Consider the following 25,447-nt stretch of genomic DNA (forward strand, 5'->3'; position numbering starts at 1 on the left):
GCCAAGCCCCTTTGATGGGGCCTGTTGAAAACTTTGCTAGGCAGCCGGCGCCGGGGTGAACTGCTCCAGCGCGCGGGCGATGTCCTGCCGGCTGGGAAGGCCCGCCTCATTGCCCAAATGCTGCACCTTGTGGGCCGAGGCGGCGCGGGCGAATTCGAAATGGTCGCGCCAGGAGGCGTCCGGGCGCTCGAGATAGGAGGCGCAATAGGCGCCGTGGAAAACGTCGCCGGCGCCGGAGGTGTCGACCACCTTTTCCGGCGGCACGCGCAGCGCCGGCAGATGTTGCGGGGCGCCGGCGCCCTCGTACCAGAAGGTTCCCTTCTCGCCGACCGTCACCGCGCCCACGCGGCAGCCCTTCGATTTCAGCCAGGCTAGCATTTCCAGCTCGTCGAAGGACATTTGGCTGCAAAGCTGCTTGGAGACCACGGCGACGTCGACGAAGCTCATCAGCTCCTCGATTCGCGGGCGCAGGGCGCCGCCGTCGAGGGAGACGAGCACGCCCGTCTCGCGCGCGGCCCGGGCGTAGTGAATCGCCGCGTCGGCCATGTGGCCGTCGAGATGCAGCACACGGGCCTGGGCGATGTCGAGCCGGATGAACGGCTGGAGATAGGCGTCGTCGCGCGCCCGCAGGATGGCGCGCTTTCCGTCATTGGGCAGCACGAAGGAGAGCGAGGAGCGGGCGACCTTGCGCGGATGGAGGCAAACATTATACGCGTCCGCCATCTCGGCGAACATATGGCCGAGCCAGTCGCGGGCCTGAGTCGTCAGCATATGTACGTCATGGCCGAGCTTGGCGCAGGCGAATCCCGCCGTCACGGCGTTGCCGCCGAAACTCACCGCATAGTCGCGCGCCACCGCCTTCTCGTCGCCGGCAGGCATCTCGTCCGCGAGCATGGTCACGTCGATATAGGCGTGCCCGATGAACAGAGCGTCCAATGGCGCCTCCCAGTGCCGTCCAAATTCCTAAAGCGAAAAACTCGTGCCACATCCGCATGACGAAACCGCGTTGGGGTTGTCGATGCGGAAGGACTGGCCCATCAGATCGTCCACGAAGTCGATTTGTGCCCCAGTCAGGAAGCCGAGCGAGGCCGGGTCGATGGCGACGCGGGCGCCCTCCCGCTCGACGATTGCATCGTCGGGCGCGGGGGCGGGGTCGATCGCGAACTGATATTGAAAGCCCGAGCAGCCGCCGCCCTCGACGGAGACGCGAAAGACCGCGCCGGGCGTTTCTCCCGAGAGAAGCGCGACGATTCGCTTCGCCGCCTGTTCCGTCAGTCCCACTTCGCCTGCGACCGTCTCCGTCATGCCATGTCCTCGCGATAATATTGCCGGGTTTCTTGCAACCACCCGAATTTGCGGGCTATGCGCTGCAACATAGGTCCGCCCTTGCGGCCTTTCAACGACTGGAGCCCGACCGTGGCCCTTCGCCCGCCTCTCGCGCCCTACGCCTCCGACGCCACCCGGTCGCGCGGACGGCTCTACCCCGTATCGCCCTCGCCGACGCGAAGCGAGTTCCAGCGCGACCGCGACAGAATCATCCATTCAACCGCCTTCCGCCGCCTTGCGCACAAGACGCAGGTCTTCGTTCCCCTCGACGGCGATCATTTCCGCACGCGGCTCACCCACACGATCGAGGTGGGCCAGATCGCCCGCGCCCTTGCACGCGCGCTCGCCACCGACGAAGACCTCGCCGAGACGGTGGCGCTCGCCCATGATCTCGGCCACACTCCCTTCGGTCATGCCGGCGAGGAGGCGCTTCAGGTCTGCATGAGGCCCTATGGGGGTTTCGACCACAATGCGCAGGCCCTGCGCGTCGTGACCCTGCTGGAGCGCCGATACGCGGACTACGACGGGCTCAATCTGACCTGGGAGGCGCTCGAGGGCATCGTCAAGCACAATGGCCCGCTCGAGGAGCCCATGTGTCTTTCGCTCGCGGGCGTCAGCAGCGCGGGCATCTACCGCCCTCTCGCGCCCTATGTGACGGAGTTCGACGCGATCTTTCCGCTGGAGCTTTCGACCCTGGCGGGCGTCGAGGCGCAGGCGGCGGCGCTGGCGGACGACATCGCCTACATCGGCCACGACATCGACGACGGGTTGAGGGCGGGGCTTTTCACGCTGGAAGCCATCGAGGCGGAATCGCCATTGGTCGCCAGCCTTCTGGCCGAGATCGCCGCCTGGCGGCCCGGCCTCGAGCGCGGCCGCCTGATTCACGAGCTGGTGCGCCGGGTCATTACCCGCTTCGTGGAGGACGCCATCACGGCGTCGCGCGAAAGGCTCGAACGTCTCGGGCCCAAGAGCGTCGAGGACGTGCGCGGAGCCATGCGGGCGGTGGTGGCGCTCTCGGTGGAGATGACCATCGAACAACACGAGCTCAAGCGTTTCCTCTTCGAGAACATGTACCGGCACGAGCGGATCATGGGGGTGTGGGAGCAGGCCCGCGACGCCATTTCGCGGCTGTTTCCGGCCTTCCTCGAAACGCCGGCGCTCATGCCGGACGAGTGGGCGGCCCTCGCCGCCGGGCGCAAGGGCGCGGAGCGGGCGGATGTCGTGGCCGATTACATCGCCTGTATGACCGACCGCTATGCGCTCCTGGAGGTGGAGCGCCTCTTCGGACAGCGCGGCGGTTAGCGCGAAGAGGGTGCGCGCCCGCGCGCCCTCTGCTAAACCCCCCGCCAATCCCATCACGACCGCGTCCGGATCTTCATGAACATTTTCGACATCTACCACGCCCGCATCGCCTCGATCCTCGAGGGCATGACCGCCGACGGCCGTCTCCCGCCGCTCGATACGACCCGTTTCGTGGTCGAGCCGCCCAAGGACCCGACGCATGGCGATCTTGCGAGCAACGCCGCGATGGTCTTCGCCAAGGAGGCCAAGGCCCATTTCGCGAGCCCGCGCGCGCTGGCGACGGAGATTTGTTTCGCGCTGGCGGAGTCCGAGGGCGTCGCGGCCGCCGAGGTCGCCGGGCCGGGGTTCATCAACATCCGGCTCAATCCGGAGATCTTCGCTCAGGTGCTGCGCGCCGCGCTGAACGACCCCGGGAATTTCGGCCGCGTGGAAAAGGGCAGGGCGGGCGCGCTGCAGGGCAAGGTGAACGTCGAATATGTGTCCGCCAACCCCACCGGGCCCATGCATGTCGGCCATGGCCGCGGCGCGGTGTTCGGCGACGCTCTCGCTAGTCTCCTCGCCTTCTCGGGCTGCGAGGTGACGCGCGAATATTACATCAACGACGCCGGCGCGCAGGTGGACGTGCTCGCTCGCTCGGCCTTTCTGCGTTACCGCGAGGCGCTTGGCGAGGCCATCACGATCCCCGAGGGGCTCTATCCCGGCGATTATCTCAAGCCCGTCGGCGCGGCGCTCGCTGAAAAGCACGGGCGCGCGCTTCTGGACAGGCCGGAGCGCGAATGGCTTCCCCTCGTGCGGGCGGAGGCCATCGACTCCATGATGGCCATGATCCGCGACGATCTCGCCGCGCTCAATATTCGGCATGAGGTCTTTTTCTCGGAGCGGACGCTGCACGACCGCTCGCATGGCCCCTCCAAGATCGACGCCTCGATCGAGTGGCTGCGGGAGCGGGGGCTTGTCTATGAGGGGCGCCTGCCGCCGCCCAAGGGCCAGCTCCCGGACGATTGGGAGGACCGCGAGCAGACGCTGTTCAAATCCACCGACTTCGGCGATGACGTGGATCGCGCGCTCAAGAAGTCGGACGGCTCGCCCACCTATTTCGCCGCCGACATCGCCTATCACAAGGACAAGATCGACCGCGGCTTCGATACGCTCGTCGATATCTGGGGGGCGGACCATGGCGGCTATGTGAAGCGCATGGGCGCCGCCGTCGCCGCGCTCTCCGACCGCAGGGTGGCGCTCGACGTGAAGCTCTGCCAGCTCGTGAAGCTGATGCGCGCCGGCGAGCCGGTGAAAATGTCGAAGCGCGCCGGCGATTTCGTGACGTTGCGCGAGGTCGTCGACGAGGTCGGCGTCGATGCGGTCCGCTTCATGATGCTCTACCGCAAGAATGACGCGCCGCTCGATTTCGACCTGGCCAAAGTCATCGAACAGTCGAAGGACAATGCGGTCTTTTACGTGCAATACGCCCACGCCCGCGCCAAATCAGCGCTCAGGCAGGCGCTCGCCGCCTTCCCGGACCTCGACATCTCGCGCGAGGCGCTCACCGCGGCGCGGCTCGATCTGCTCGACGACGAGGGCGAGATGCAGCTCGCCCGCATGATTGCGCAATATCCGCGCATGATCGAGGCGGCGGCGGCGGCGCATGAGCCGCATCGCGTGGCCTTTTATCTGCATGAATTATCGAGCGTCTTCCACGCGCATTGGAACAGGGGCAAAGATCAGCCACAATTACGCTTTGTTAATGCAACCGAGAGAGATTTGACGAGCGCCCGGGTTGCTCTGGTTTTAACCTTAAGCATCGTCCTGGGGTCGGGCCTGAGGCTTCTCGGCGTGAGCGCCCCCGACGAAATGCGTTGACGCGTGACCTCCTCTTCTCGGTCAGAAGCGCGGCCCGCTCGCAACCAGCTCCATCCGGGAAGACGATCGAGGTGTAAATCATGCGTGAATCGCCCGCCAGAGGCCCCGCCATCGACCTGACCGAGTTCGAGCGGCGCATGCGGAGTCGGCAATCGCCGGCTCCGGCGGCGCCCAAGCCGGACCCGCTGAGCGAGCTCGCGCGGCTGATGCAGAGCGAGAACAAGGCGGACCCTCTCGGCAGGATTTTGCCCGATCCACGCGCGCCCCGGCAGGCTCCTCCGCCGCCTCCGCCGCCGGTCCGGCCCGTTGCGCCGCCTCCGCCGCCGCTCCGGCCCGCCGCCGCTCCGCCGCCGGCGGCGCCCCAGCCGGCGCCCCAATGGGACGCGCATCTGCGCGGCTCCTACGACGCCCCGCCGCAGGTCGCGCCGGAGCCCCGTTATTACGAAGACGAGCATCACGCGCATGTCCGCCATGCCGGCCATCAGGAGCCGTCCTATCCCGAGCATGGCTACGCCGAGCCCGGCTATGCGCAGGAGCATCACGGCCATGGCTATCACGGCGGCGCAGAGGGCGACTGGGCCGATGACTCGGAATATCTCGATTACGGCGACGAGGAAGCTGAAACGGCGCCGGGGGGCGGCATCCGCCGCTTTCTGAAACCCTGGCACGCGGCCGCCGCCATTGGCGTCGTCGCGGTCATCAGCGTCGCCTGGGGCTTCATGCACCGCAATGGCGTCGGCGGTTCGAAGGAGATTGCCGTCATCAACGCGCCGGAAGGACCGGTAAAGGTAAAGCCAACGGTTGAGACGGATGAGGATGCGCCCAGCAAACAGGGCGCCGCCGTGCTCGACCGCAAGGAGCCCACTCCGGTCAAGCAGGTCGTGACGCGTCAGGAGCAGGCTGTCGATCCGACGGTTCAACCCAAGGTCGTGACGCTCGGCGACGGGCCGGTGGATGCGCCCCATGAGCCGGCGTTGGGCGCCCAGCCCCGCAAGGTCAAGACGGTGACGGTGCGCACGGATGGGAGCCGCGTCGAGGACGCCGCCGTTCCGCCCGCCGCGGTCGAGAGCGTCGACGCGCCGGCTGTCGACCCCGCGCAGGCCAAGGGGGCGACCCCCAAGCTGCAAACCAAACCTGCCACCACCGCGCAGGCGGCCAAGCCAAAGCCGACGCCCAAGGTCGCCGCTGTCGAGCCGCCCGCCGCCGAGGAGGACGCCGGGGCGCCGGCGGCCAGCGCGAGCGGGACTTACGCCGTGCAGTTTGGCGCCGCCGGCAGCGAGGACGAGGCGCGCACGCTCCTCAAGACCGTGTCCCAGAAATATGGCGTGAGAGCCACCTTCAAGCCGGCCAAGGTCGGGGACAAGATGGTCTATCGCGTCCGCGCCGCGGGGCTGAGCAAGGACTCGGCCAATGCTGTCTGCAACAAGGTCAAGGCCAGCGGCGGCAACTGCTTCGTGGCGGGGAACTAGGCGTCGATGCGCGCTTTCATCTGCGGCTTGAAGGGCTGCACTCTGGACGCGGGCGAGCGCGCGTTCCTGCGTGACGCTGCGCCCTGGGGCGTGATCCTGTTCCGCCGCAATGTCGAAAGCCGGGAGCAGGTCCAGCGACTGACCAGCGAGTTGCGCGCCGCGCTCGGCCGTCATGCGCCCGTGCTGGTCGATCAGGAAGGCGGGCGCGTGCAGCGGCTCAACACGCCGCAGTGGCGCGCCTGGCCGAGCGCGGCGAGTTTCGAGCGGGCGGGCGCCAATGCGGCCCAGGCGGAACGTCTTGCCTGGCTCGGCGCCCGGCTGATGGCCCACGATCTTCGCGAAGTCGGAATCGACGTCGATTGCCTGCCTGTGCTCGACGTGCCGGCCGAGGGCTCGCATGCGATCATCAGCGACCGCGCCTACAGCCGCAGCCCCGCGCGCGCCGCCAGGCTCGGACGCGCGGCGGCGCAGGGGCTCATGGCGGGCGGCGTCGCGCCGGTCATGAAACACATTCCTGGCCATGGCCGCGCCAGGGCCGACAGCCATCTTGAGCTTCCCGTCGTCGAGGCGAGGCGAGCCGAGCTCGAGGCCGTGGATTTTCAGCCCTTCAAAGCCAACGCCGGTTTGCCAATGGCGATGAGCGCCCATGTCGTCTACACGGCGATCGACCCGGCGGCGCCGGGCACGCAGTCCGTGGCCGTCGTAAGTGAGATCATCCGCGGCCTGATCGGCTTCGATGGCCTGCTGATGACCGACGATCTTTCCATGAAGGCGCTCGCGGGCGGTTTTCGCGAGCGGGCCGAGCGCGCCATCGCAGCAGGCTGCGACATGGTCCTGCATTGCAATGGCGACCTCGCCGAAGCAGCGCCGGTGGCCGAAGGCGCGCCTGTGCTGTCCGGCAAGGCGCTGGCGCGGGCCGAGCGGGCGCTGGAATGCACCCGCGCGATGGAGGCGTTCGATGTCGCCGCCGCCCTTTCCGAATTCGACGCGGCGATGGGCACGGTCGCCTGAAGGCGCCGGCAAAACGGGGAGTCAGGGAACCGGGGAAAGGGGGCGCATGCGACGCCTCAGCCTTTGAGCCAGATACGCCGGATTGACGCCGGGGTGGGGCCTCGAGCGATGGGAGCGGCCTTCGCTGCGCTTCGCGCCGAAAGGAATTTGCTCGGGCCCGCCTCGAGGGTCTTCGAGGCGGGGGACGAGACCCTCCAGCAGGCGGCTTCGCGCCAAGGCCAGGAAGCACAAGTCGTAACCGACCGGTCCATGAAAAGCCCGCCAGACGACCTCACGATAAGCCTGATTTATCTGCTCGCCGACGAGCGGCCCTTCCTGCGGCAGATCCAGCGCTTCGCGGTAACCGGCTTCGTCGGCTGACATCTTGCACGCTCACTCCATCCAGCGCGAGCAAGGTCAGGGAAAATCGTCTGCGTGGCAACAGGCTCGACCAATCATGGAAAACGGGCGTTAACTCTTTCGGAGCCGGGTGCGGTTGGATTATTCTCGCGCATCCGCCGCCTCCGCGACCGCTTGTGCGCTCTCGTCTTCGCGAGGGGCGAGCTGCGCGCCGATCCGGCGCACGACAGCCGGCGCCTCCGCGAAGGTGTTATGGCCCGTGAAGTCTGTATTCAGCTTCGAAAGGTCATGAACGGAAACTCCCAGCGCATCCAGAACCTGCCTGTCCTTCGGATCGCTTGGATTCATTGCGCCGAGCCTTGGCCGGTTGCCCGCGATGCGCGAGGAAAGCGAGAGCGCGCGATCGGTGCTGGAGACGAAAATCGACACGTGCTCTGGGCCGACGCGCGACAACTGTTGCGCGAAGACGCCGAGATCAATGTCCGGCGCCGCCAGCATGACTTCGCCGAGCCTGCCATCCAGGTCGGGATGGCCGGAGATGGCGAGCGTTCGTAAGCTTTCCATCGCCAGCCACGCGCCCATCGAATGAGCGAGGATGTGAACACGGCCGATGCTGGGAACGCGCGACAGGTCGAGGGCCAGCTTTTCGAGTGCGTCCCTCGCCACTGTGGCGCTTTCCTTGTCCGCCTCATAGGCGAACAGGCCGCTGCGGGATACCGAATCCCACGTGAACAGCGCGACGACGCCGGCAAAACCCGCATCGACGGCGATTTGCGCGACGCGGAAGCGCGCTTCGTCGAGGCTGATGTCGTAGCCGTGCACATAGAGGAGGATATCCCGAGTGGCGCCACCGCGGCTCGACGCCTGCTCGGCTATTTCTTCAGCGAAGTCGGCTTCTTCGAGGTTGCGGCGAGAAGAGATGGTGAAATCGCGGCTCGCCCTGGCGGCGCCGAAGGCGGCGCGCTCGATGACGCCGGGCCGATGGTTCGGCGGCACGCTGACGGAAGCCAGTGAAAAATGCGCTCGTCCGCGGCTCTCCGGGTTTGTGTCGTCGCGCCGCATGGATGTGACGAAGACCGGGACGCGCAGCGGCGCCTGCCTGGCGGCGCCGGCGAGAGCGAGAAAGCTCGAGGGGTCGCTGTTCTCCGTCTCCCATGTATCCGAGGCGCATCCCGCGAATAGCGCGCACAACCCGCACGCCAGCGCCGTGCGGGCGATTCTTGCGGGAGCATGGCTCTCCTTTGAGCGCACTGTCATCGGTCCCATGGGGCGAGGCGCTTGCCGCCTGCATCCGCCATGCTGAAAACAAATGGTTAAAGGTCGTCCCGCACGCCGTATTGCGCTCCGGCGCATGGATAACGAAGAATTAAACGCAGGTCTGTTCGGGGCTCGGCCATTGCTGTAGCTTGGCTTTATGGTCAAGACAACGTTAGCTGCTCCCGTGTCGGCCGGGCCGCCCTCAGCGTCCATGAAATTCCGACAGACAACGCTCCTTGCAGCCTTGCCGCTGTTGGCCGTCTGTCTTCTTCCGGAGACGGCGCGCGCCGGCGGCTCCTGTTATCTTTCTCCCAAGCCCGTCACGCTTTCTTTTGGCAGGCTCGGCGTCTCGGATTTGCAGGGTGCGACGACGACCGGCCGCTTTACCGAGACCTGCCTGCAAGGCTTGCAAACCGATTTCGTCGGCGTTTGCGTGAAAATGGGGACGGGCGGTTCAGGCGCCGAGTTCAGCAGGACGATGAAGGACGGCCGGGGCAATTCAATCGCCTATGGTCTGTACCACGATCCGCAGGCGACGATCCCATGGCTCGGGGATTCCGAAACCATCTCTCTGTCGGCGCCTTACGACAAAATGAACGGCGCGAGCCTCCAGGGGACGGTCTATGCGAAAATCCTCTCCGCGACCGCCAGCCTGCCGGCGGGGGAGTACAGGGACGACATCGCCGGCGCGACTTCCGTCGCCGGCGAAACGGGATATGACGGCGTCTCCAATGTTTGCCTGAGCGGCGGGACGCCGGGCGACGCGCTCCTGCTGAGTGTGGGCGTGACGCTTCAGGCTTCCTGCATGATCAGTGCGACGGATATGATTTTCCCGGCCGCCTCCCCCACAGCTTCCGTGCGAGCCACCTCTGCGCTCACCGTCGCCTGCACGAAAGACACGCCCTATGAGGTCGGCCTGTCGTCAGGGGCGGGCGTGAGCGCGACATGGACGGCGCGGAAACTGACCGGGCCGGGCGGCGCCAGGATAGATTACGGCCTCTTCAGAGACGCCGCCCATGCGCTGCCCTGGGGCGACGACGCCGGGCTCAGACTATCGGGAGTGGGCGTCGGGAGGCCGCAGACGCTGACTGTTTATGGTTTCGCGCCGCCCCAGCCGATCGGGCCGCCCGGCCTCTATTCGGACACGATCAATGTCACGCTCACCTACTGATCGGCGCCGCTGATCGCGGCGCGGTTGCGGCGCCCTGAGGCTCCACGTCAAGCCCCGCGCAAGGCAAGTTGTGTAAACTCACAGATACAACTTTTCTCCTAGTTAACAACATTTTAAAACTTGAGCTTGACTTTATGGCTGGACGCTACGCGAGCGTCCGGAACAGGAGTCGAGCAATGAGTAGATTTTTACGTTTGGTCCTGGCGGCGGGAATCGCCGCGGGGAGCGTCGACGTCGCCAGGGCGGCCACGGCCACCGCGACGATGCGCGTTTCGATGACGATTCAGGCGCAGTGCTCCATCACCACGCCGAGCCCCGCTCTGGCCTTTCCGGCCTCTGGCGTTCTCACCACCAATATGGATGCGACGACGACGCTCGGCGTTCAGTGCACGGCCGGAACGCCCTACACGATCGGCATCGACGCGGGCCTCGGAGGCGGGAGCGTCGCCCAGCGCAAGATGAGGAGCGGCTCTGGCGCCGGTGCGGCGACGATCGATTACGGGCTCTTCCGCGACGCTGCTCGCAGCCAGGTGTGGGGCAATATGCCCGGCACGGACACCGCCGCCGGCACGGGAACCGGCGCCGCCCAGTCCCTGATGATCTATGGCCGTGTGGCCGCGCAGAACACGCCGGCGGCTGGCCTCTACACCGACGACGTGACGATCACGCTCACCTACTGACGCGCGCGGGAGCGCGGGCCGCCTGCGCCCGCTTTCCCTTCCACGGCCTGTGCCGCTCCCTTTCTTCCGGATCGAGGAAATGAAATACGCCACTGGCGCTCTTTCGAGCCTTCTCCTTGTTTTCGCCGCGGCGCCCGCCCTTGCGGCCGCCCTTCAGGTCGCGCCCGTGACGCTCGAAATCCCGCCGCCGGGGGCGACGAGCGTGGTCACTCTCAAAAATGGAAGCGATCGCCCGCTCACGGCGCAACTGCGTGTGGTCCGGTGGCGTCAGGTCGAGGGCCAGGACGATTATGAGACGACCGAAGCCGTCGTCGCCAGCCCGCCCGTCGTCGAGCTTTCGGGCAATCAGAACTATACGGTGCGGATCGTGCGCGCCGATCAGTCTCCGGTCGCCGAGGAGGAAAGCTACCGCCTGATCGTCGACGAGCTGCCGACCGCTGGAGCGCCGGGCGCGCGGGCTGTCAACCTCCTGCTGCGCTATTCGATCCCGGTCTTCTTTTACGCCCCCGACGCGGAGTCGCCCAAGCTCGCGTGGCGCTTTCGCAAGAAGGACGGCCGCATTGTCGTGACGCTGCGCAATGATGGCGGGCGCCATGTGCGCATTTCCGCTCTCAAGCTGAAAGACCGCTCCGGCGCCGTCGCTTCCTTCGGCGGCGGCCTCGTCGGCTATGTGCTCCCACATTCAGAGGTCCAGTGGACATCGCAGCTCGCGAAGGGATTTGCCGGCGATACGGCTGCCTTGAGCGCCATGAGCGACCAGGGACCCATCGATGCCGAGGCGACGGCGGAACGCTGACGCGCGCATCCGCGCCATTGCGTGCATGCGCATCATGGCGGGCGTCGCGGCGCTCGCCCCTCATGCCCTTGCCGCTTCGGAGGCTAACGACTCCGCGCGGTCGCGGGCGCTACAGCTCGAGGTCTTCGCAAATGGCCGACCGCGCAATCTCGTCGCAAAGTTCAGCCAGCGTGTCGATGGCCGTCTCATTTCGGCGGCGTCCGAACTCGCGGAGATCGGCGTGCGGGCGCCCGGCGCAGCCGCGCCGGAAGACGAGGTCGCGCTCGACGATATCGACGGCCTCTCCTACGATTACGACGAGGTCCATCAGCAAATCCGCCTGACGCTTGCTGAGCGGGCGATGGCCGAGCGCGTCTACAAGGCGGGCGTGGAAAGCGACAAACCGCAGGAGGCGCCGCTCGAATCCTCTTTCGGCGGCCTGCTCAATTATCACCTGCGCACTTCGGTGATGCGGGATCCTCGTGGGGGATTCGACTACCAGGGCGCCTCTGCGACCTTCGACGCACGCGCATTCTCCGATTACGGCGCCCTGAAATCAGGCGGAATCGTCGGTTCGACGGTCGCCAACCGCTTCACCCAGGTGCGCCTCGACACCAATTGGACCTACGCGGACGACAAGCGCCTGTTGACGTACGTCGTCGGCGACGCGGTCGCGTCCGGTCCGGCGTGGGCGCGGTCGATCCGCCTCGGAGGCGTGCAGATCCAGCGCAACTTTGGCCTGCGGCCCGATCTCGTCACGGCGGCGCTTCCCTCGGTCAGCGGCTCGGCGGCCGTGCCATCGACGGTCGATGTTTATGTGAACAACAACCTGACCCTTTCGTAGCCCGTCGACGAGGGGCCGTATCGCATCGACGCCATTCCTGTCGCGGGCGACGGCACGACGCGTGTCGTGACGCGTGACGCGACGGGCCGGGTGATCGAGACCTCGACGCCCTTCATGGTCAACAGCAAGATATTGAGCCAGGGGATTTTCGATTGGTCCTTCGAGGCTGGCCTGCCGCGCCAGTATTACGCAATCCTGTCCGATCGATATGCGCGCACCGCTGTCGCTTCCGGCTCGATGCGCGGCGGGCTGACGGACTGGCTCACCCTGCAGGCGCATGGCGAAACCTCGTCTTCCCGCTTCGGCGGCGCCAGCGCGGGCGCGAGCTTCCGCCTTCTCGATCGCGCCGTGGCGACCTTGGCGGGCGGCGGGAGCTACTGGCGCGGCGAGATTGGCGGACTCTTCTACGCGAGTCTGGAGACCCGCCTCTTTGGCGTTTCCGTCTCCGCCTCCTCGCAGCGCACGATTGGAATTTTCAACGATCTCGCCTCGGTGACGGCGCCGACCTCCAGCTTCTACAATCAGCCGCTCGCGTCGCCGACCGGCAATTTCTATGGCTATCCCTGGAGTCCGGGCGCATCGGCCGCTTTTTTCCGATCCTACTACGACAGCCTGCGGCCGTCGCGCGCGCTCGATCGCATCTCGCTCGGCTTCGCCGCGCCCTTCGACGAAAAAACCGCGCTCAACCTGACGCTCGCCAATATCGCGGGGGGCGGGGGCGTCAATAATTCGCGCATGCTGACCTTGGGCGCCACGCGCGCCTTCTTCGGAGACGTCACCGCCTATATCGCCGTCACCTACGATTTCCTCAGAGCCGACCAGCGCGGCGTCTTCGCCGGCCTTTCCATCCCACTGGGCGGGGAGACCACAATGTCGGCGTCTTTCTCGCCGCGGAACAAGGCGACGGCCGTGATGGCGGACGCCGGGCGCATGGTCGGCCAGGAGCCGGGCTCCTGGGGCTGGCGCGTTCGCAGCGCCGGTCTGACGAGCCAGACCGCCTATCGCGAAGCCTCAATGGGCTATCGCCATGAATATGGCCGCATCGACCTGGGGGCGTCGCAGATGAACCGGCGCTTCGGGGGCTATGCGCAGGCGGAAGGCTCGGTCGCGGGGGTCTGGGGCGGCGGCGTGGGTCTCGGCAATCCGGTCAGCGACGCCTTCGCACTGGTGAACGCCGGGGCGCCGGGGGTCGAAGTGCTCATGGAAAACCGCCCGATCGGGCGCACGAATATGTTCGGCGCGCTCGTGGTCCCTAATCTGCGCGCCTATGAGACGAACCGCCTCGCGCTCAATGTCGAGACGTTGCCGCTCGACCGTTCAGTCGCGCAGTCCGAGCGCATCGTGAGGCCGGCGCGCAATGCGGGCGTGGCCGTGGATTTCGCGGGCAAGCGGCGCCAGGCCGGGGTCACGGTCATACTCAAGGACGCGAGCGGCGCATTTCTCCCGCCCGGCTCGCGGGCTGTCGTCAATGGATCAGGCGAACCCGCCGTCGTTGGCTACGATGGCCGTCTCTGGCTGACGGAGCCGCAAGCGCAGAATGAAATCGTCGTGTCGCTCGGCATGAACGAATGCCGGACGTCTTTCTCTTACGCGCCGGAGAGCCCCCGCACGATCGGTCCCGTCGTCTGCGAATGAGCGGCGGCGCGGTCGCTCAATGTCCTTGATGCAAGCCGGCCCCTGCGCACGGGGCCGGCGGCGTGACGTCGGCCTATCGTCTCTTCGCCCGGTAACCGAATTGAGCCTGACAGGCAGGGCTGATCCACCGGATGTTTTGCCGGAGGCAAGCCTCGATGGCTGTCGGATCGGGAATGTCATAGGGGCACCATTTGTAGGCGTCGGCCTCGCAAGCGTCCCGCTGTTCCGACGTTCCCTGAGCATAAGCGCCCGACGCCAGCAGAAGAGACCCCAACATCGTACATCCGATCAGCCATTTCATCGCCGAAACTCTCCTTCTGGATCGGCCGGGCAGGCCATCCGTGCGTTACCAGACGCCCGCCCCGAGCATTGGACAGGGGCTTCCTCTGGCGTCGTCGCAACCTTAGCATGAGAGTTTTTGCCGAGACTAGGCCGGGCAGGGAGGAGAGGCAGGCAGGGCGCCGCGCATTACCGCGCGCGGACATTGGCCGGTTTGGCCTTCCTACTGAGGCGACGGCGATCCTCTGGCGATCAGCGAGAGGATGCGGTCTGTCTCCTCGTTCAGGGACTTGCAGACCGAGGCCACGAAACGACTCCGACTCCGGCCTGGCGCGAGGGCCAGATTTTCCGCCGTGATGTCGACCGCCATATCGAGAAATTCCGACTCGCGGTAGCAAGCCTCGTCCACCTGGTCGAAAGGAACGGTTGCGCTCAATAGCGCCATACGGCGCGCTGCTCTCTGACCGAGCCGTGACGCAACGAGGGCGCGATGCTGTTTGACGCTAGCCAATATGCAATCCTCGCGTCTGGCCGCCCTTCCGCAACTTGGGCGCGCTTCCAAATACGTACAAATACCTAGTAGGAGTTTTGCGCTCAGACAAGCTAAGCATTTGTTTGGAAGGATTACTTTTTTCAGACCGCCGCCGCCCCGGCGCTCTTGGGGCCATCGGGCTCAGCACGCGCGCGTCGTCGCAGACTCGACGGTCGGCTCTGATCGTCACGGCAAAAGAGACAGATGGCTGCTTTTTAGAATCGACTGCGGCGATGGAGCTTTTTACGCGTCTAGCGGTCGGAGACCCGAGACATTGATACCCGCCAAGTAGGTAAGTCTACTTGGTGGAGCTGGGGGGATTCGAACCCCCGACCTCTGCAGTGCGATTGCAGCGCTCTCCCATCTGAGCTACAGCCCCGAGCCGTGGGCGGGTGAGTATACGGCGCGTCTTTCCGTGTCAATCGCCCTTCTTCGTTTTGCGCGCTTTTTCCTCCACGGCTGCGGCGCCGCGGGAGGTTGCCGGGCGGGGGCAGGGAGGCTAGACAGGCCGCGCACCTTCATTCGCGGGACGTTATCATGTCTTACGCAGTCCTCAGTCTCCTGCTCACCATCCTCGACCTTTACTGGTGGGTGGTGATCATCTCGGTCATCCTTTCCTGGCTCGTCGCCTTCGACGTGCTCAATACGCGCTCCCAGGCGGCCCAGACCATCTGGCGCGCGGTCGACGCACTGACTGAGCCGCTCCTGCGTCCGATCCGCTCGGTTCTGCCGGCCATCGGCGGTCTGGATTTGTCGCCGCTGATCCTGCTTCTCGGCATCCAGTTCCTGCAAAATCTCCTGACCCACAGCGTGGGCTGATTTGGCCGAGCCCGAGGCGCCCTGGATCGCCGAGCGCGACGGAGTCACGCTCTGGCTGCGCCTGACGCCGAAGGGCGGGCGCGATTCGATCGACGGAATCGAGACGCTCGCCGACGGCAAGACCGTGCTGAAGGCGCGCGTGCGCGCCGCGCCGGAGGATGGTCGCGCAAATGCGGCGCTGATCGAGCTGATCGCCAGGGCGCTCTCGGCGCCAAAGAAGGCCGTGTCCATCCGCTCGGGCGAAACGAGCCGCGTGAAAAAGCTTTTCGTCGCGGGAGATCCCGCGCCCTATCTCGACGCGCTGGCCCGGCTGGCGCCAACAAAAGGTTGAAGAGCGAAAGAGATGAGCAAGTCGAAAATCAACGTCGGCAATTTCTTCGAGGATTTCTCGATCGGTCAGATCCTGCGCCACGCCGCGCCGCGCACCGTCACTGTCGGCGAGGTCGCGCTCTACACGGCGCTCTATCTGCCCCGTTTCGCGGTGCAGTCCTCCAAGGCTTTCGCCGAAGCCATCGGCTACAAGGACGCGCCGATCGACGACATGCTCGTCTTTCATCTGGTGCTCGGCAAGACGGTGCCGGACGTCTCGCTCAATGCGCTCGCGAACCTCGGCTATGCGGATTTCAGGTTCCTCGCCCCGGTCTATCCGGGCGACACGCTCGACGCCGTTTCCGAAGTCATCGGCCTGAAGGAAAATTCCAACAAGGAGACCGGCGTCGTCTATGTGCGTACGACCGGCAAGAATCAGCGCGGCGAAACCGTGCTCTCCTATGCGCGCTGGGTGATGGTGAAGAAGCGCGACAAGGATGCGCCCGTCGGCCCCACGGTCGTGCCCGACCTGCCGAAGGCGGTCGATCCGTCGCAACTCGGCAAGGCGGTGCCGCCGATCAAGGTTGCAGCCTATGACAAGGCGCTCGCCGGCTCTCCCTTTTTCTGGGGCGATTACGACAAGGGCGAGAAGATCGACCATATCGACGGCATGACCGTCGAAGAGGCCGAGCACATGCTGGCGACGCGCCTCTACCAGAACAATTCGAAAGTGCACTTCAACCAGTATTACGAATCGCAGGGGCGCTTCGGGAAGCGGATCATCTACGGCGGCCATGTGATTTCGATGGCGCGCGCGCTGTCCTTCAACGGTTTGGAGAATGTGTTCCACATCTCGGCGGTGAACGGCGGCAAGCACGTCAATCCGCTGTTCTCGGGCGGAACGATCTTCGCCTGGAGCGAAGTGCTGGACAAGGCGGAGATTCCGGGCCGCAGCGACATTGGCGCGCTGCGCATGCGCCTCGTCGCGACGAAGGACAAGCCCTGTGCCGACTTCCCGCTCAACGGCGCCGACGGCAAGCCCGATCCCGCCGTGCTGCTCGATCTCGATTACTGGGCGGTGCTGCCGAGGTAAGCGCCGCTCCCGTCGCGCCAGGAACAACACCGCAGCCCGACTGTTGTTAGGGCGCGCACGCAATTGGGTGCGCGCTTAGTCAAAAGGCGCGGTTTCATCGAACGGGCGCATGACCTCATGCGCCCGGACTCCGCGCTGTGACGGGAGAACAGACATGATCAAGGCGATTGTGTTCGCGGCTGCGCTGGCCACGGCGGGAGCTGGCGTCGTCTATGCGCAGCAGAGCGGAACCACCGGCGGAACGCCGGGCTCGACCATGGGGACCGGCGCCGAGCGCGGAACCACCGGCACGATGGGCATGGAGCGGGGGACCACTGGCGGGACGGGCAAGGCGGGCTCGCAGACGATGGGCGCCCGCGAAGGCGCGATGGGTAAGACCGCCCAGATGATGACGACCTTGCCGCAGCATGTGACGGCCGTTTCCAATTGGTACGATCAGAACGTTTACGACCCGAATGAGAACAAGATCGGGGAAGTGAAGGACATGCTGCTCGATCGCGAGGGCAAGGTTCAGGCCGTGATCATTTCTGTGGGCGGCTTCCTCGGCATGGGCGAGAAGGATGTGGCGGTTCCATTCGACGCCGTCGGGGCGACCCAGCGCGACAACAAGTGGTGGCTGAGCATGAACGCGAGCAAGGATGAGCTGCGCACGGCGCCCGGCTTCCGTTACGACCGTTCGAAGAATGCCTGGACGGTGGCTGTCCGCTGAAGAAATATGACGCGCTGAAAACCTGGCTCGAGATGAGCCCCGCCGCAGGATGTGGCGGGGTTCGTGTTACTTCTTCGTCGAATTTCCGAACCCGCTCGATCCTGCTTTTTTGAGATCAGGCAGCTTTCCATCAGCCGCATTTGCAGCGGAAGGCGTCCGTCATGTCGTTCATCTTGCAGCGGCAGCGCCACGCATCGGATGACAGGAGAAAAAGTTCGGTCAGGACTTCGACGGGTCCGGGAACCTCGCGCTCTCCGTCCTCCCACTTCCGAACCGTCCTCCCGCTCGAGACACGCACGAGCCGCGCAAACTCATCGAGGGTGAGCCCGAGGGCAAGCCGCGATCGTCGGAGTTCTTCGCCGGTCATGTCGCCACCGAAAAATGAGAGAGGCGCGAAATCCCGCGCCTCGTCTTTGTCCATCATCAGCCGCAGCAGCAGCCCTTCTTTCTCGCGGGCTCGGTTGCCTGAACCTGCTTGGCGCGCTCCTCCTGGACGCGCGCCCAGAGGGCATGAAGCTGCCGCTCGAGCTCCGCCAAGGTCGGAGCCGCGGCCTTGCCGCCCCCGCAACAGCCGCCATGGCCATGTCCGGTGTGAGTGTTCTCGGTGCTCATCTATTTCTCCTAAAAATCAGGCTTAGCGCCTTATTTCTCAGAGATTGTGCCCATTGGGCACATTTTCAAGATCTGTGGCGTCATTTTTCAGTTGGGCTGCTGGCTGCCTATAGCAAAACTCACATCCGAGCCGGCAGTTTGTCCTCGTCGGCGAGGTTCGAGAAGCGCGTGACCTCCGCCTCGAAGGCGAGGGGGACTGTCCCAGTGGGGCCGTGGCGTTGCTTGCCGATGATGGCCTCGGCGCGGCCATGGGCGCGCTCCATCTCGGCCATCCAGTTGATATGCTCCTCGGTGCCTTCGCGCGGCTCCTTGTTCTTGAGGTAGTATTCCTCGCGGTAGACGAAGAGCACCACGTCGGCGTCCTGCTCGATAGAGCCCGATTCGCGGAGGTCGGAGAGCTGCGGGCGCTTGTCGTCGCGCGATTCGACCTGACGCGAGAGCTGCGAAAGCGCGATCACCGGAACGTTCAGCTCCTTCGCCAGCGCCTTCAGGCCGGTGGTGATTTCGGTGAGCTCCTGCACGCGATTGTCGCCGCGCGACCGCGAGCCGGCGAGAAGCTGCAAATAGTCGACGACCAGGAGATCGAGACCCTTCTGCCGCTTCAGCCGCCGGGCCCGCGCGACGAGCTGCGCGATGGAGATGCCGCCGCTCTGGTCGATGTAGAAGGGAATGCTCTGCATCTCGCGCGAGGCCGCGACGATGCGCTCGAAATCGTCCTGGTTGAGATCGCCGCGTCGAATCTTGTAGCTCGGCACGCCGGATTGTTCCGCGATCACGCGCGTCGCCAATTGCTCGGCGGACATTTCGAGCGAGAAGAAACCGACGATGCCGCCATTGATGGTCTTGTGGGAACCATCGGGCTCCACGTCGAACTGGTATGCCTTCGCGATGTTGAAGGCCATGTTGGTGGCGAGCGCCGTCTTGCCCATGCCGGGACGGCCGGCGACGATGATGAGGTCGGACTTTTGCAGGCCGCCCATCTTCTCGTCGAGATCAATCAGACCCGTTGCAATGCCGGAGAGATGGCCGTCGCGCATATAGGCGCTGGACGCCATGTCGATGGCGATGGCGAGCGCGTCGGAAAAACGCTGAAAGCCGCCTTCATAGCGGCCCGTCTCGGCGATCGAATAGAGCTTGCGCTCAGCCTCCTCGATCTGCGCGCGCGGGCTCGCGTCGACGGGCGAATCGAAAGCCGTGTTGACGATGTCTTCGCCGATGACAATGAGGTCGCGGCGCAGGGCGAGGTCGTGGATGATTCGGCCATAGTCCTCGGCGTTGATGATCGTCGTCGCCTCGGCGGCGAGACGGGCGAGATAGGCCTGGATCGTCACGCCGGCCGGCAGTTCGATGTCGGCGAGAAAGGTTTTCAGCGTGACGACGGTGGCGAGCTTGCCGGCGCGGATGAGCTGCGCGGTCGTCTCAAAGATGCGGCGATGCAGCTCCTCCGAGAAATGCTCGGGGCGCAGGAAGTCGGAGACGCGATCGAAGGCGTCGTTGTTGACGAGAATGGCGCCGAGCAGCGCCTGTTCGGCCTCGATATTATGCGGAGGCGAGCGATAGGCTGGCGCATCGGGCTGCGCGACCTGATAGAGGCGCGCGCCCGCCAAGTGTTCGACTGGAGGCATTGGGTCTCAACTGTGAATGAAACGCCGGGGCTTTCTGACGCGACGCGGAAGCCGTCCGGACGGCACGAGACATTCGCACGCCGCCGCTCCCCGCGCCAGCCACGGCTCTTAACGACAGGTTTCTTCGGCCGGGGTTGCGAGTCATATCCACAACCACGGCCAGGATTTCGCCAAGCGGCGACAAAAGAGCTTGCCTGCGACGCGAATCACCTTCGCATCGTACGCTCGCGCCGCGATGGCGCCAATGGCTGTCGTTTTATGGGGGGCATGCGCCGCCGCCCGCGCGGCGCATGATCCACCTGATCAATCCCCGCGCGCGGGGATCAGGATGCGCGGCGGATTGCCGAGGCGCCTGTCGAGATAGGCGTCGACATGCGCGATCAGCGGCTCGACCTTGTTCTCGAAGAAATGATTGGCGCCCTCGACCACGGCGTGTTCGATGACGATGCCCTTCTGCGTCTTGAGCTTCTCGATCAGCCCGGTGACTTCCTTGAGCGGGGCGACGCGGTCCTGATCCCCGTGGATGAAGAGGCCAGACGAGGGGCAGGGGGCGAGGAAGGAGAAATCGAACCGGTTGGCCGGCGGCGCGACCGAGACGAAGCCCTCGATCTCGGGCCGGCGCATGAGCAGCTGCATGCCGATCCAGGAGCCGAAGGATACGCCCGCGATCCAGCAGGCGCGCGCCTCGGGGTTCACCGCCTGCGCCCAGTCGAGCGCGGCGGCGGCGTCCGACAATTCGCCCGAGCCATGGTCGAAAGCGCCCTGAGAGCGGCCGACGCCGCGAAAGTTGAAGCGCAGCACCGAAAAGCCACGCTCCGCAAAAGCGTAGTACAGGTGATAGACGATCTGATTGTTCATCGTCCCGCCGAACTGCGGGTGCGGATGCAGGATGATGGCGATCGGCGCGCCGCGCGTGGCGGACTGATGGAAGCGGCCTTCGAGCCTCCCGGCCGGTCCGGTGAAGATGACTTCGGGCATTGGAAATCCCTGTGGAAACGGGCTGGGCGGCTTCTTACCACGCTTGACCGAGTAAAATGCAAGGGAATTCGATGGCGCCGGTGACGCGATCCGGGTCGAAGCCCGGCCGCGCATCTCCCGAAGTCGGGCCGCTGCGCCTACATCTTTCTTATGTCCGTCATCGCCTCACGCGCTCGCGCGCCCATCCTTCTGGCTCTCGCTGCGGCTCTTCTCTGGCTCGCGGCGACAAGCTTTCCGGCGGCCTTCGACGGCGTCCGTCTCGCCGCCGCCAGGGACGATCCTGTCGCGCTCGCCGACGCCGGGCTCGACCAGACGCTGACGCCGGCGCGATTCTCGGCCGGGCTGGAGTCGGCGCTTGTGGCTGGCGACGCCGACCTTGCCGAGAGCTTTCTCGCGCTCGGCCGAACGCGCGGGCTGGCGCCGACGCCTGAGCAGCAGGGACGGCTCGAGGCGCTCCGGGCGAAGGCCGGAGAGGCGGCGGTCGAGGAATTTGCGGAGGGCTTCCTCCATGGCGCAAGGGAAGGCGGCGCGGCCTTCGCCGGGGCGCTCGCCGGCGACCTTACCGGCTATGGGGACGTTCGCGATCTGTGGAACGAAGCAGAGAAGGGCCGTCGTGGCGAGAAGACAGATGAAGTCGTCATCGGGCTGGCGGCGGCCGGGCTTGCGCTCTCCGCCGCCACCTGGTCCAGCGTCGGCGCCTTGCTGCCCGCGCGCTCTGGCCTCACGCTTGTCAAAAGCGCCCGGAAAGCCGGGCGCCTCTCCACGCCGCTCGCCAAAACCCTGAGCGCCGCCGCCGCGGCGGCGGTGGATCGGGACGCGTTGTCCGCCGGCGTTTCGGCGGCGGCCCGGCTCGACCTCGCCGCCGCCCGCGCGGCGGTGATCAAGGCCGTGCGGCCCGGCGCGCTGACGGGATTCCGTGCGCTCGGCGAGGATGCGGCGGCGATCTACCGCCGGGCGGGCGCGCGGGGCGTGCGGGACGTTCTGGCGGTCGCCGAAGACGGCGCGGAGGTTCGCAAGGCCGCGCGCCTTGCGGCGGCGAGAGGCGGCGCGACGCGGGCGATTCTGGCGACCCTCGGGCGGGGGGCGCTGGTTTTTCTGGGTCTCACGACGGCAGCGGTCGAGGCGGTCTTCGCCTGTCTCGGCGCGCTCCTCGGACTCGCCATGCTGGCCCAGCGTTTTGGGTTCTGGTTGGGGGCAGGCCTCCCACTCGGGCGCCGGAAAGAGTAAATCTGTCCCATGTCAAGGAATCGCATCTACCTCGACCATAACGCTACCTCGCCGCTGCGCCCCGAGGCGCGCGCGGCGATGCTCGCGGCGCTGGAGGGGCCGGGCAACGCCTCCGCCGTCCATGCTGAAGGGCGGGCGGCCAAGGCGGCGCTGGAGCAGGCGCGGGCGGCGATCGCCAGGGGGCTGGGGACAGCGGCCCGAAACGTGACCTTCACGAGCGGCGCCACCGAGGCGGCGACTCTCGTCCTCACGCCCATGTTGCATCGCGAGAAAGAAGAGGCTCCGATCGACGTTCTCCTGCTCGGCGCGGGGGAGCATCCGGCCGTGCTTCAGGGCGGCCGCTTTCCGGCCGGGGCCGTCGAGCGCGTGGCGCTGACGCCGGACGGGGCGCTCTCTCTGCCCGCCCTCGACGCGGCGCTCGCCCGCCATGCCGGGCGGCGGCTCATGCTCGCGCTACAGGCCGTAAACAACGAGACGGGCGTGATTCAGCCGGTCCGTGAGGCGGCGGCGCGGGTCCACGCCGTGGGCGGCCTCGTCGTCTGCGACGCCACGCAGGCGATCGGCCGAATCGAAACGACATTCGAGACGACCGAATCGGATTTCCTGTTCTTCTCCTCGCACAAGCTCGGCGGTCCCATGGGGGCGGGGGCGCTTGCCGCGGCGCAAGATAATCTCCACATAACGGAAACACTATTGCGCGGCGGCGGACAAGAGTTCGGTCGCCGCGCCGGCACCGAGAATGTCGCCGCAATCGCCGGATTCGCCGCTGCTTTCGAGGCCGCGTCGAAGGGGCGGGAGGCGGAGGCCGCGAGGCTCGGCCTGCTGCGCGACCGGCTGGAAAGGCGGATTGCGCAGATTGCTCCCGACGCCCGCTTCTTCGGGCGGGGAGCGGCGCGCGTCGCTTGCGTCTCGGCTTTCGCCCTTCCCGGCATGCCGGCGCATACCTTGTTGATGGCGCTGGATCTTTCTGGCGTCGCCGTTTCGAGCGGCTCCGCCTGCTCGTCGGGCAAGGTGCGCGAGTCCCATGTGCTGGCGGCGATGGGGGCGCAAGAAAAAGAGGCGTTGCGCGTCAGTCTGGGTTGGTCTACGCGCGAAGTCGATGTAGAACAGTTTGGAATGGTTCTATCGGAGGTCGTGGACCGTATCAGGTTGCGACGTTCCGTCGCCTAATCGGCGGGACCGGATCGGCCGGCGGGCCTTGAACCCGTCGTGACGAGGAGAAGAGACGATGGCGGCTCGTCAGGAGACCGTTGCGCGCGTCGAGGAAATCGACGTCGACGCCTATAAGTATGGCTTTACGACCGATATCGAGTCGGAGAAGGCGCCCAAGGGGCTGAGCGAAGACATTGTTCGCTTCATCTCCGCCAAGAAGAACGAACCCGAGTGGCTGACCGAATGGCGGCTGGAGGCCTATCGCCGCTGGCTGACCATGCGTGAGCCGAATTGGGCGCGGGTCAATTATCCTGCGATCGACTATCAGGACCTTTATTACTACTCCGCGCCGAAATCGACGCCGGGTCCGAAGTCGCTGGACGAGGTCGATCCAGAGCTTCTGCGCACCTATGAGAAGCTCGGCATCCCGCTGCGCGAGCAGGAGATTCTCGCGGGCGTCGAGACGCGCAAGGTGGCGGTCGACGCCGTGTTCGATTCGGTCTCCGTCGCGACGACCTTCAAGGAGGAACTGGCGAAGGCAGGGGTGATCTTCTGCCCGATCTCCGAGGCCGTGCAGACGCATCCCGAACTCGTGCGTAAATATCTCGGCTCGGTCGTGCCGGTGACCGACAATTTCTACGCCACGCTGAACAGCGCCGTCTTCTCCGACGGCTCCTTCGTCTATGTGCCCAAGGGCGTGCGCTGCCCGATGGAGCTTTCGACCTATTTCCGCATCAACGAGCAGAAGACGGGGCAATTCGAGCGCACGCTGATCATCGCCGACGAAGGCTCTTATGTCAGCTATCTCGAAGGCTGCACGGCGCCAAAGCGCGACGAGAATCAGCTCCACGCCGCGGTGGTCGAACTCGTCGCGCTCGACGACGCCGAGATCAAATATTCAACGGTGCAGAACTGGTATCCCGGCGACAGCGAGGGCAAAGGCGGCATTTACAATTTCGTCACCAAGCGCGGCGATTGCCGGGGCCGCAATTCGCATATTTCCTGGACGCAGGTGGAGACGGGATCGGCGATCACCTGGAAATATCCGTCCTGCATTTTGCGCGGCGATGGTTCGCAAGGCGAATTCTATTCGATTGCGGTGTCGAACGGCCATCAGCAGGTCGACAGCGGGACGAAGATGATTCATCTGGGCCGCAACACCAGAAGCCGCATCGTGTCCAAGGGCATTTCGGCAGGCAAGTCGCAAAACACCTATCGCGGACAGGTCTCGGCGCATCGCAAGGCGGATGGCGCGCGCAACTTCACGCAATGCGACAGTCTGCTGATCGGCCACGAATGCGGAGCGCATACGGTACCCTATATCGAATCGAAGAACCCGAGCGCGCAGTTCGAGCACGAGGCGACGACCTCGAGGATCTCCGAGGACCAGCTGTTCTACGCCATGCAACGCGGGCTCTCGGCCGAAGAGGCGACGGCGCTGATCGTCAACGGATTCGTGCGCGATGTCTTGCAGCAATTGCCGATGGAGTTCGCGGTCGAGGCGCAAAAGCTGATCTCGATCTCGCTCGAGGGGAGCGTGGGGTAAGCGCCCCGCGACATGGCCGGGCTTTTCCCGGCCATCCACGCGTGTCGAACACTGCGGCTCTCGCCCGCAATTATGGAACAGGAAAGACGTGGATGGCCGGCGCAAGGCCGGCCACGACGACCAAAGGCCGGAAGAGTTTTACGATGCTCGAAATCAAAAACCTCCACGTTTCGGTCGGCGACCGAAAGATTCTCAAGGGTCTTTCCCTCACCGTAAAGGACGGCGAGGTCGCCGCCATCATGGGGCCGAACGGCACCGGTAAGTCGACGCTCTCCTATGTGATCGCCGGCCGCGAGGGCTATGATGTCACGGACGGCGAGGTTCTGCTCAATGGCGAGAACATTCTCGGCCTCGAGCCCAACGAGCGCGCCGCGCGGGGGCTGTTTCTCGCCTTTCAATATCCGGTCGAAATCCCCGGCGTCGCCACCATGACCTTCCTCAAGGCCGCGATGAACGCCCAGCGACGTGCGCGTGGGGACGCGGAGTTGCAGACGCCCGACTTCATGAAGCGCGTGCGCGACGCCGCGGGCAAGCTCGGCGTGTCTCAGGAGATGTTGCGCCGGCCGCTCAACTCCGGCTTCTCCGGCGGCGAGAAGAAGCGCATGGAAGTGTTGCAGATGGCGCTGCTGGAGCCGACCGTCGGCATTCTCGACGAGACCGACTCCGGCCTCGACATCGATGCTCTGCGGGTCGTGTCGGAGGGCGTCAATGCGCTGCGGTCGCCGCGACGCTCCTTCCTGGTCATCACCCATTATCAGCGGCTGCTCGACTACATCAAACCTGACACGGTGCATGTGATGGCGAAGGGCGTGATTCAACGCTCGGGCGGGCCGGAACTGGCGCTGGAGCTCGAAGAGCGCGGATACCAGGAATATCTGTCGGACGAGGCGGCGTAGGCGG

At 65.7% G+C, this 25,447-nt stretch carries 26 protein-coding genes and 1 tRNA gene; 18 read left to right on the forward strand and 9 right to left on the reverse strand.

Annotation, left to right across the window (positions count from 1 at the left end; all coding sequences use genetic code 11):
- Positions 1–36: 36 nt before the first annotated feature.
- Positions 37–936 (reverse strand): sugar kinase, encoded by a 900-nt coding sequence (locus tag WOC76_RS10480; protein ID WP_341107024.1) that lies wholly within the window; start codon positions 934–936, stop codon positions 37–39.
- A gap of 27 nt (positions 937–963) precedes the next feature.
- Positions 964–1,305, reverse strand: coding sequence for a HesB/IscA family protein (locus WOC76_RS10485; protein WP_341388282.1), 342 nt, complete (start codon positions 1,303–1,305; stop codon positions 964–966).
- A gap of 111 nt (positions 1,306–1,416) precedes the next feature.
- Between WOC76_RS10485 and WOC76_RS10490 the strand changes: the two genes are divergently transcribed.
- From WOC76_RS10490 to WOC76_RS10510, 5 genes are all read left to right on the forward strand, one after another.
- Positions 1,417–2,628: a deoxyguanosinetriphosphate triphosphohydrolase gene (locus WOC76_RS10490; protein WP_341107022.1), complete on the forward strand. Its 1,212-nt coding sequence runs from the start codon at positions 1,417–1,419 to the stop codon at positions 2,626–2,628.
- A gap of 75 nt (positions 2,629–2,703) precedes the next feature.
- Positions 2,704–4,485 (forward strand): arginine--tRNA ligase, encoded by a 1,782-nt coding sequence (argS, locus tag WOC76_RS10495; protein WP_341107021.1) that lies wholly within the window; start codon positions 2,704–2,706, stop codon positions 4,483–4,485.
- A gap of 80 nt (positions 4,486–4,565) precedes the next feature.
- The gene (locus WOC76_RS10500) at positions 4,566–5,954 is read left to right on the forward strand and encodes an SPOR domain-containing protein (RefSeq protein ID WP_341107019.1); all 1,389 of its coding nucleotides are present in this window, start codon (positions 4,566–4,568) and stop codon (positions 5,952–5,954) included.
- A gap of 6 nt (positions 5,955–5,960) precedes the next feature.
- On the forward strand, positions 5,961–6,965 hold the full coding sequence (gene nagZ / locus WOC76_RS10505; RefSeq protein WP_341107017.1) for a beta-N-acetylhexosaminidase: 1,005 nt from the start codon (positions 5,961–5,963) through the stop codon (positions 6,963–6,965).
- A 147-nt stretch (positions 6,966–7,112) separates the two neighbouring features.
- Positions 7,113–7,325, forward strand: a complete 213-nt coding sequence (locus WOC76_RS10510) for a hypothetical protein (protein WP_341388289.1) — start codon at positions 7,113–7,115, stop codon at positions 7,323–7,325.
- A 120-nt stretch (positions 7,326–7,445) separates the two neighbouring features.
- Here WOC76_RS10510 and WOC76_RS10515 read toward each other — a convergent pair whose 3' ends face one another.
- A complete protein-coding gene (locus WOC76_RS10515; protein WP_341107016.1) occupies positions 7,446–8,570 on the reverse strand; it encodes an alpha/beta hydrolase in 1,125 nt (374 codons plus the stop codon).
- 202 nt (positions 8,571–8,772) lie between these two features.
- Here WOC76_RS10515 and WOC76_RS10520 point away from each other — a divergent pair, with 202 nt between their 5' ends.
- The 5 genes from WOC76_RS10520 (at position 8,773) to WOC76_RS10540 (ending at position 13,666) form a co-directional block, all read left to right on the forward strand.
- Positions 8,773–9,732, forward strand: a complete 960-nt coding sequence (locus WOC76_RS10520) for a Csu type fimbrial protein (protein WP_341107014.1) — start codon at positions 8,773–8,775, stop codon at positions 9,730–9,732.
- Positions 9,733–9,908: 176 nt separating this feature from the next.
- Complete coding sequence (locus WOC76_RS10525) at positions 9,909–10,412, forward strand: Csu type fimbrial protein (protein WP_341107012.1); 504 nt, start codon at positions 9,909–9,911, stop codon at positions 10,410–10,412.
- A 79-nt stretch (positions 10,413–10,491) separates the two neighbouring features.
- Positions 10,492–11,208, forward strand: coding sequence for a fimbrial biogenesis chaperone (locus tag WOC76_RS10530; RefSeq protein ID WP_341107011.1), 717 nt, complete (start codon positions 10,492–10,494; stop codon positions 11,206–11,208).
- Positions 11,183–12,031 (forward strand): hypothetical protein, encoded by an 849-nt coding sequence (locus WOC76_RS10535; RefSeq protein WP_341388293.1) that lies wholly within the window; start codon positions 11,183–11,185, stop codon positions 12,029–12,031. Before WOC76_RS10530 ends, WOC76_RS10535 begins: the two co-directional genes overlap by 26 nt.
- Before the next feature lie 66 nt (positions 12,032–12,097).
- The gene (locus WOC76_RS10540) at positions 12,098–13,666 is read left to right on the forward strand and encodes a fimbria/pilus outer membrane usher protein (protein ID WP_341388295.1); all 1,569 of its coding nucleotides are present in this window, start codon (positions 12,098–12,100) and stop codon (positions 13,664–13,666) included.
- A gap of 502 nt (positions 13,667–14,168) precedes the next feature.
- Here WOC76_RS10540 and WOC76_RS10545 read toward each other — a convergent pair.
- Together WOC76_RS10545 and WOC76_RS10550 are read right to left on the reverse strand one after the other, a co-directional pair.
- Positions 14,169–14,456: a hypothetical protein gene (locus WOC76_RS10545; RefSeq protein WP_341107007.1), complete on the reverse strand. Its 288-nt coding sequence runs from the start codon at positions 14,454–14,456 to the stop codon at positions 14,169–14,171.
- A gap of 324 nt (positions 14,457–14,780) precedes the next feature.
- Positions 14,781–14,856: transfer RNA gene (locus tag WOC76_RS10550), tRNA-Ala, on the reverse strand.
- A 158-nt stretch (positions 14,857–15,014) separates the two neighbouring features.
- Between WOC76_RS10550 and WOC76_RS10555 the strand changes: the two genes are divergently transcribed.
- From WOC76_RS10555 to WOC76_RS10570, 4 genes are all read left to right on the forward strand, one after another.
- Positions 15,015–15,296, forward strand: coding sequence for a YggT family protein (locus tag WOC76_RS10555; protein WP_341107006.1), 282 nt, complete (start codon positions 15,015–15,017; stop codon positions 15,294–15,296).
- Between the two features lies 1 nt (position 15,297).
- Positions 15,298–15,627 (forward strand): DUF167 family protein, encoded by a 330-nt coding sequence (locus WOC76_RS10560; RefSeq protein ID WP_341107004.1) that lies wholly within the window; start codon positions 15,298–15,300, stop codon positions 15,625–15,627.
- A 12-nt stretch (positions 15,628–15,639) separates the two neighbouring features.
- Positions 15,640–16,698, forward strand: a complete 1,059-nt coding sequence (locus WOC76_RS10565; protein WP_341107003.1) for a MaoC family dehydratase — start codon at positions 15,640–15,642, stop codon at positions 16,696–16,698.
- A gap of 154 nt (positions 16,699–16,852) precedes the next feature.
- The gene (locus WOC76_RS10570; protein ID WP_341107001.1) at positions 16,853–17,407 is read left to right on the forward strand and encodes a PRC-barrel domain-containing protein; all 555 of its coding nucleotides are present in this window, start codon (positions 16,853–16,855) and stop codon (positions 17,405–17,407) included.
- A gap of 130 nt (positions 17,408–17,537) precedes the next feature.
- On the opposite strand, the gene WOC76_RS10575 is transcribed toward WOC76_RS10570, so the two are convergent.
- The 4 genes from WOC76_RS10575 to WOC76_RS10590 form a co-directional block, all read right to left on the reverse strand.
- Positions 17,538–17,831, reverse strand: a complete 294-nt coding sequence (locus WOC76_RS10575; protein WP_341106999.1) for a helix-turn-helix domain-containing protein — start codon at positions 17,829–17,831, stop codon at positions 17,538–17,540.
- Positions 17,831–18,019: a hypothetical protein gene (locus WOC76_RS10580; RefSeq protein WP_341106998.1), complete on the reverse strand. Its 189-nt coding sequence runs from the start codon at positions 18,017–18,019 to the stop codon at positions 17,831–17,833. The genes WOC76_RS10575 and WOC76_RS10580 overlap by 1 nt, the downstream gene beginning before the upstream one ends.
- Positions 18,020–18,138: 119 nt before the next feature.
- Entirely contained in the window at positions 18,139–19,644 is a 1,506-nt protein-coding gene (locus WOC76_RS10585) for a replicative DNA helicase (protein WP_341106996.1), read from the reverse strand.
- Positions 19,645–19,947: 303 nt separating this feature from the next.
- On the reverse strand, positions 19,948–20,622 hold the full coding sequence (locus WOC76_RS10590) for an alpha/beta hydrolase (RefSeq protein ID WP_341106995.1): 675 nt from the start codon (positions 20,620–20,622) through the stop codon (positions 19,948–19,950).
- 150 nt (positions 20,623–20,772) lie between these two features.
- Here WOC76_RS10590 and WOC76_RS10595 point away from each other — a divergent pair, with 150 nt between their 5' ends.
- The 4 genes from WOC76_RS10595 (at position 20,773) to sufC (ending at position 25,443) form a co-directional block, all read left to right on the forward strand.
- A complete protein-coding gene (locus WOC76_RS10595) occupies positions 20,773–21,849 on the forward strand; it encodes a hypothetical protein (protein ID WP_341106993.1) in 1,077 nt (358 codons plus the stop codon).
- Between the two features lie 9 nt (positions 21,850–21,858).
- Entirely contained in the window at positions 21,859–23,019 is a 1,161-nt protein-coding gene (locus WOC76_RS10600; RefSeq protein ID WP_341106992.1) for a cysteine desulfurase family protein, read from the forward strand.
- Between the two features lie 58 nt (positions 23,020–23,077).
- Positions 23,078–24,547, forward strand: a complete 1,470-nt coding sequence (sufB, locus tag WOC76_RS10605; RefSeq protein ID WP_341106990.1) for a Fe-S cluster assembly protein SufB — start codon at positions 23,078–23,080, stop codon at positions 24,545–24,547.
- A 143-nt stretch (positions 24,548–24,690) separates the two neighbouring features.
- Complete coding sequence (gene sufC / locus WOC76_RS10610; protein WP_341106989.1) at positions 24,691–25,443, forward strand: Fe-S cluster assembly ATPase SufC; 753 nt, start codon at positions 24,691–24,693, stop codon at positions 25,441–25,443.
- Positions 25,444–25,447: the final 4 nt, after the last annotated feature.

This window comes from Methylocystis sp. IM3, assembly GCF_038070105.1.
Taxonomy (GTDB): domain Bacteria; phylum Pseudomonadota; class Alphaproteobacteria; order Rhizobiales; family Beijerinckiaceae; genus Methylocystis.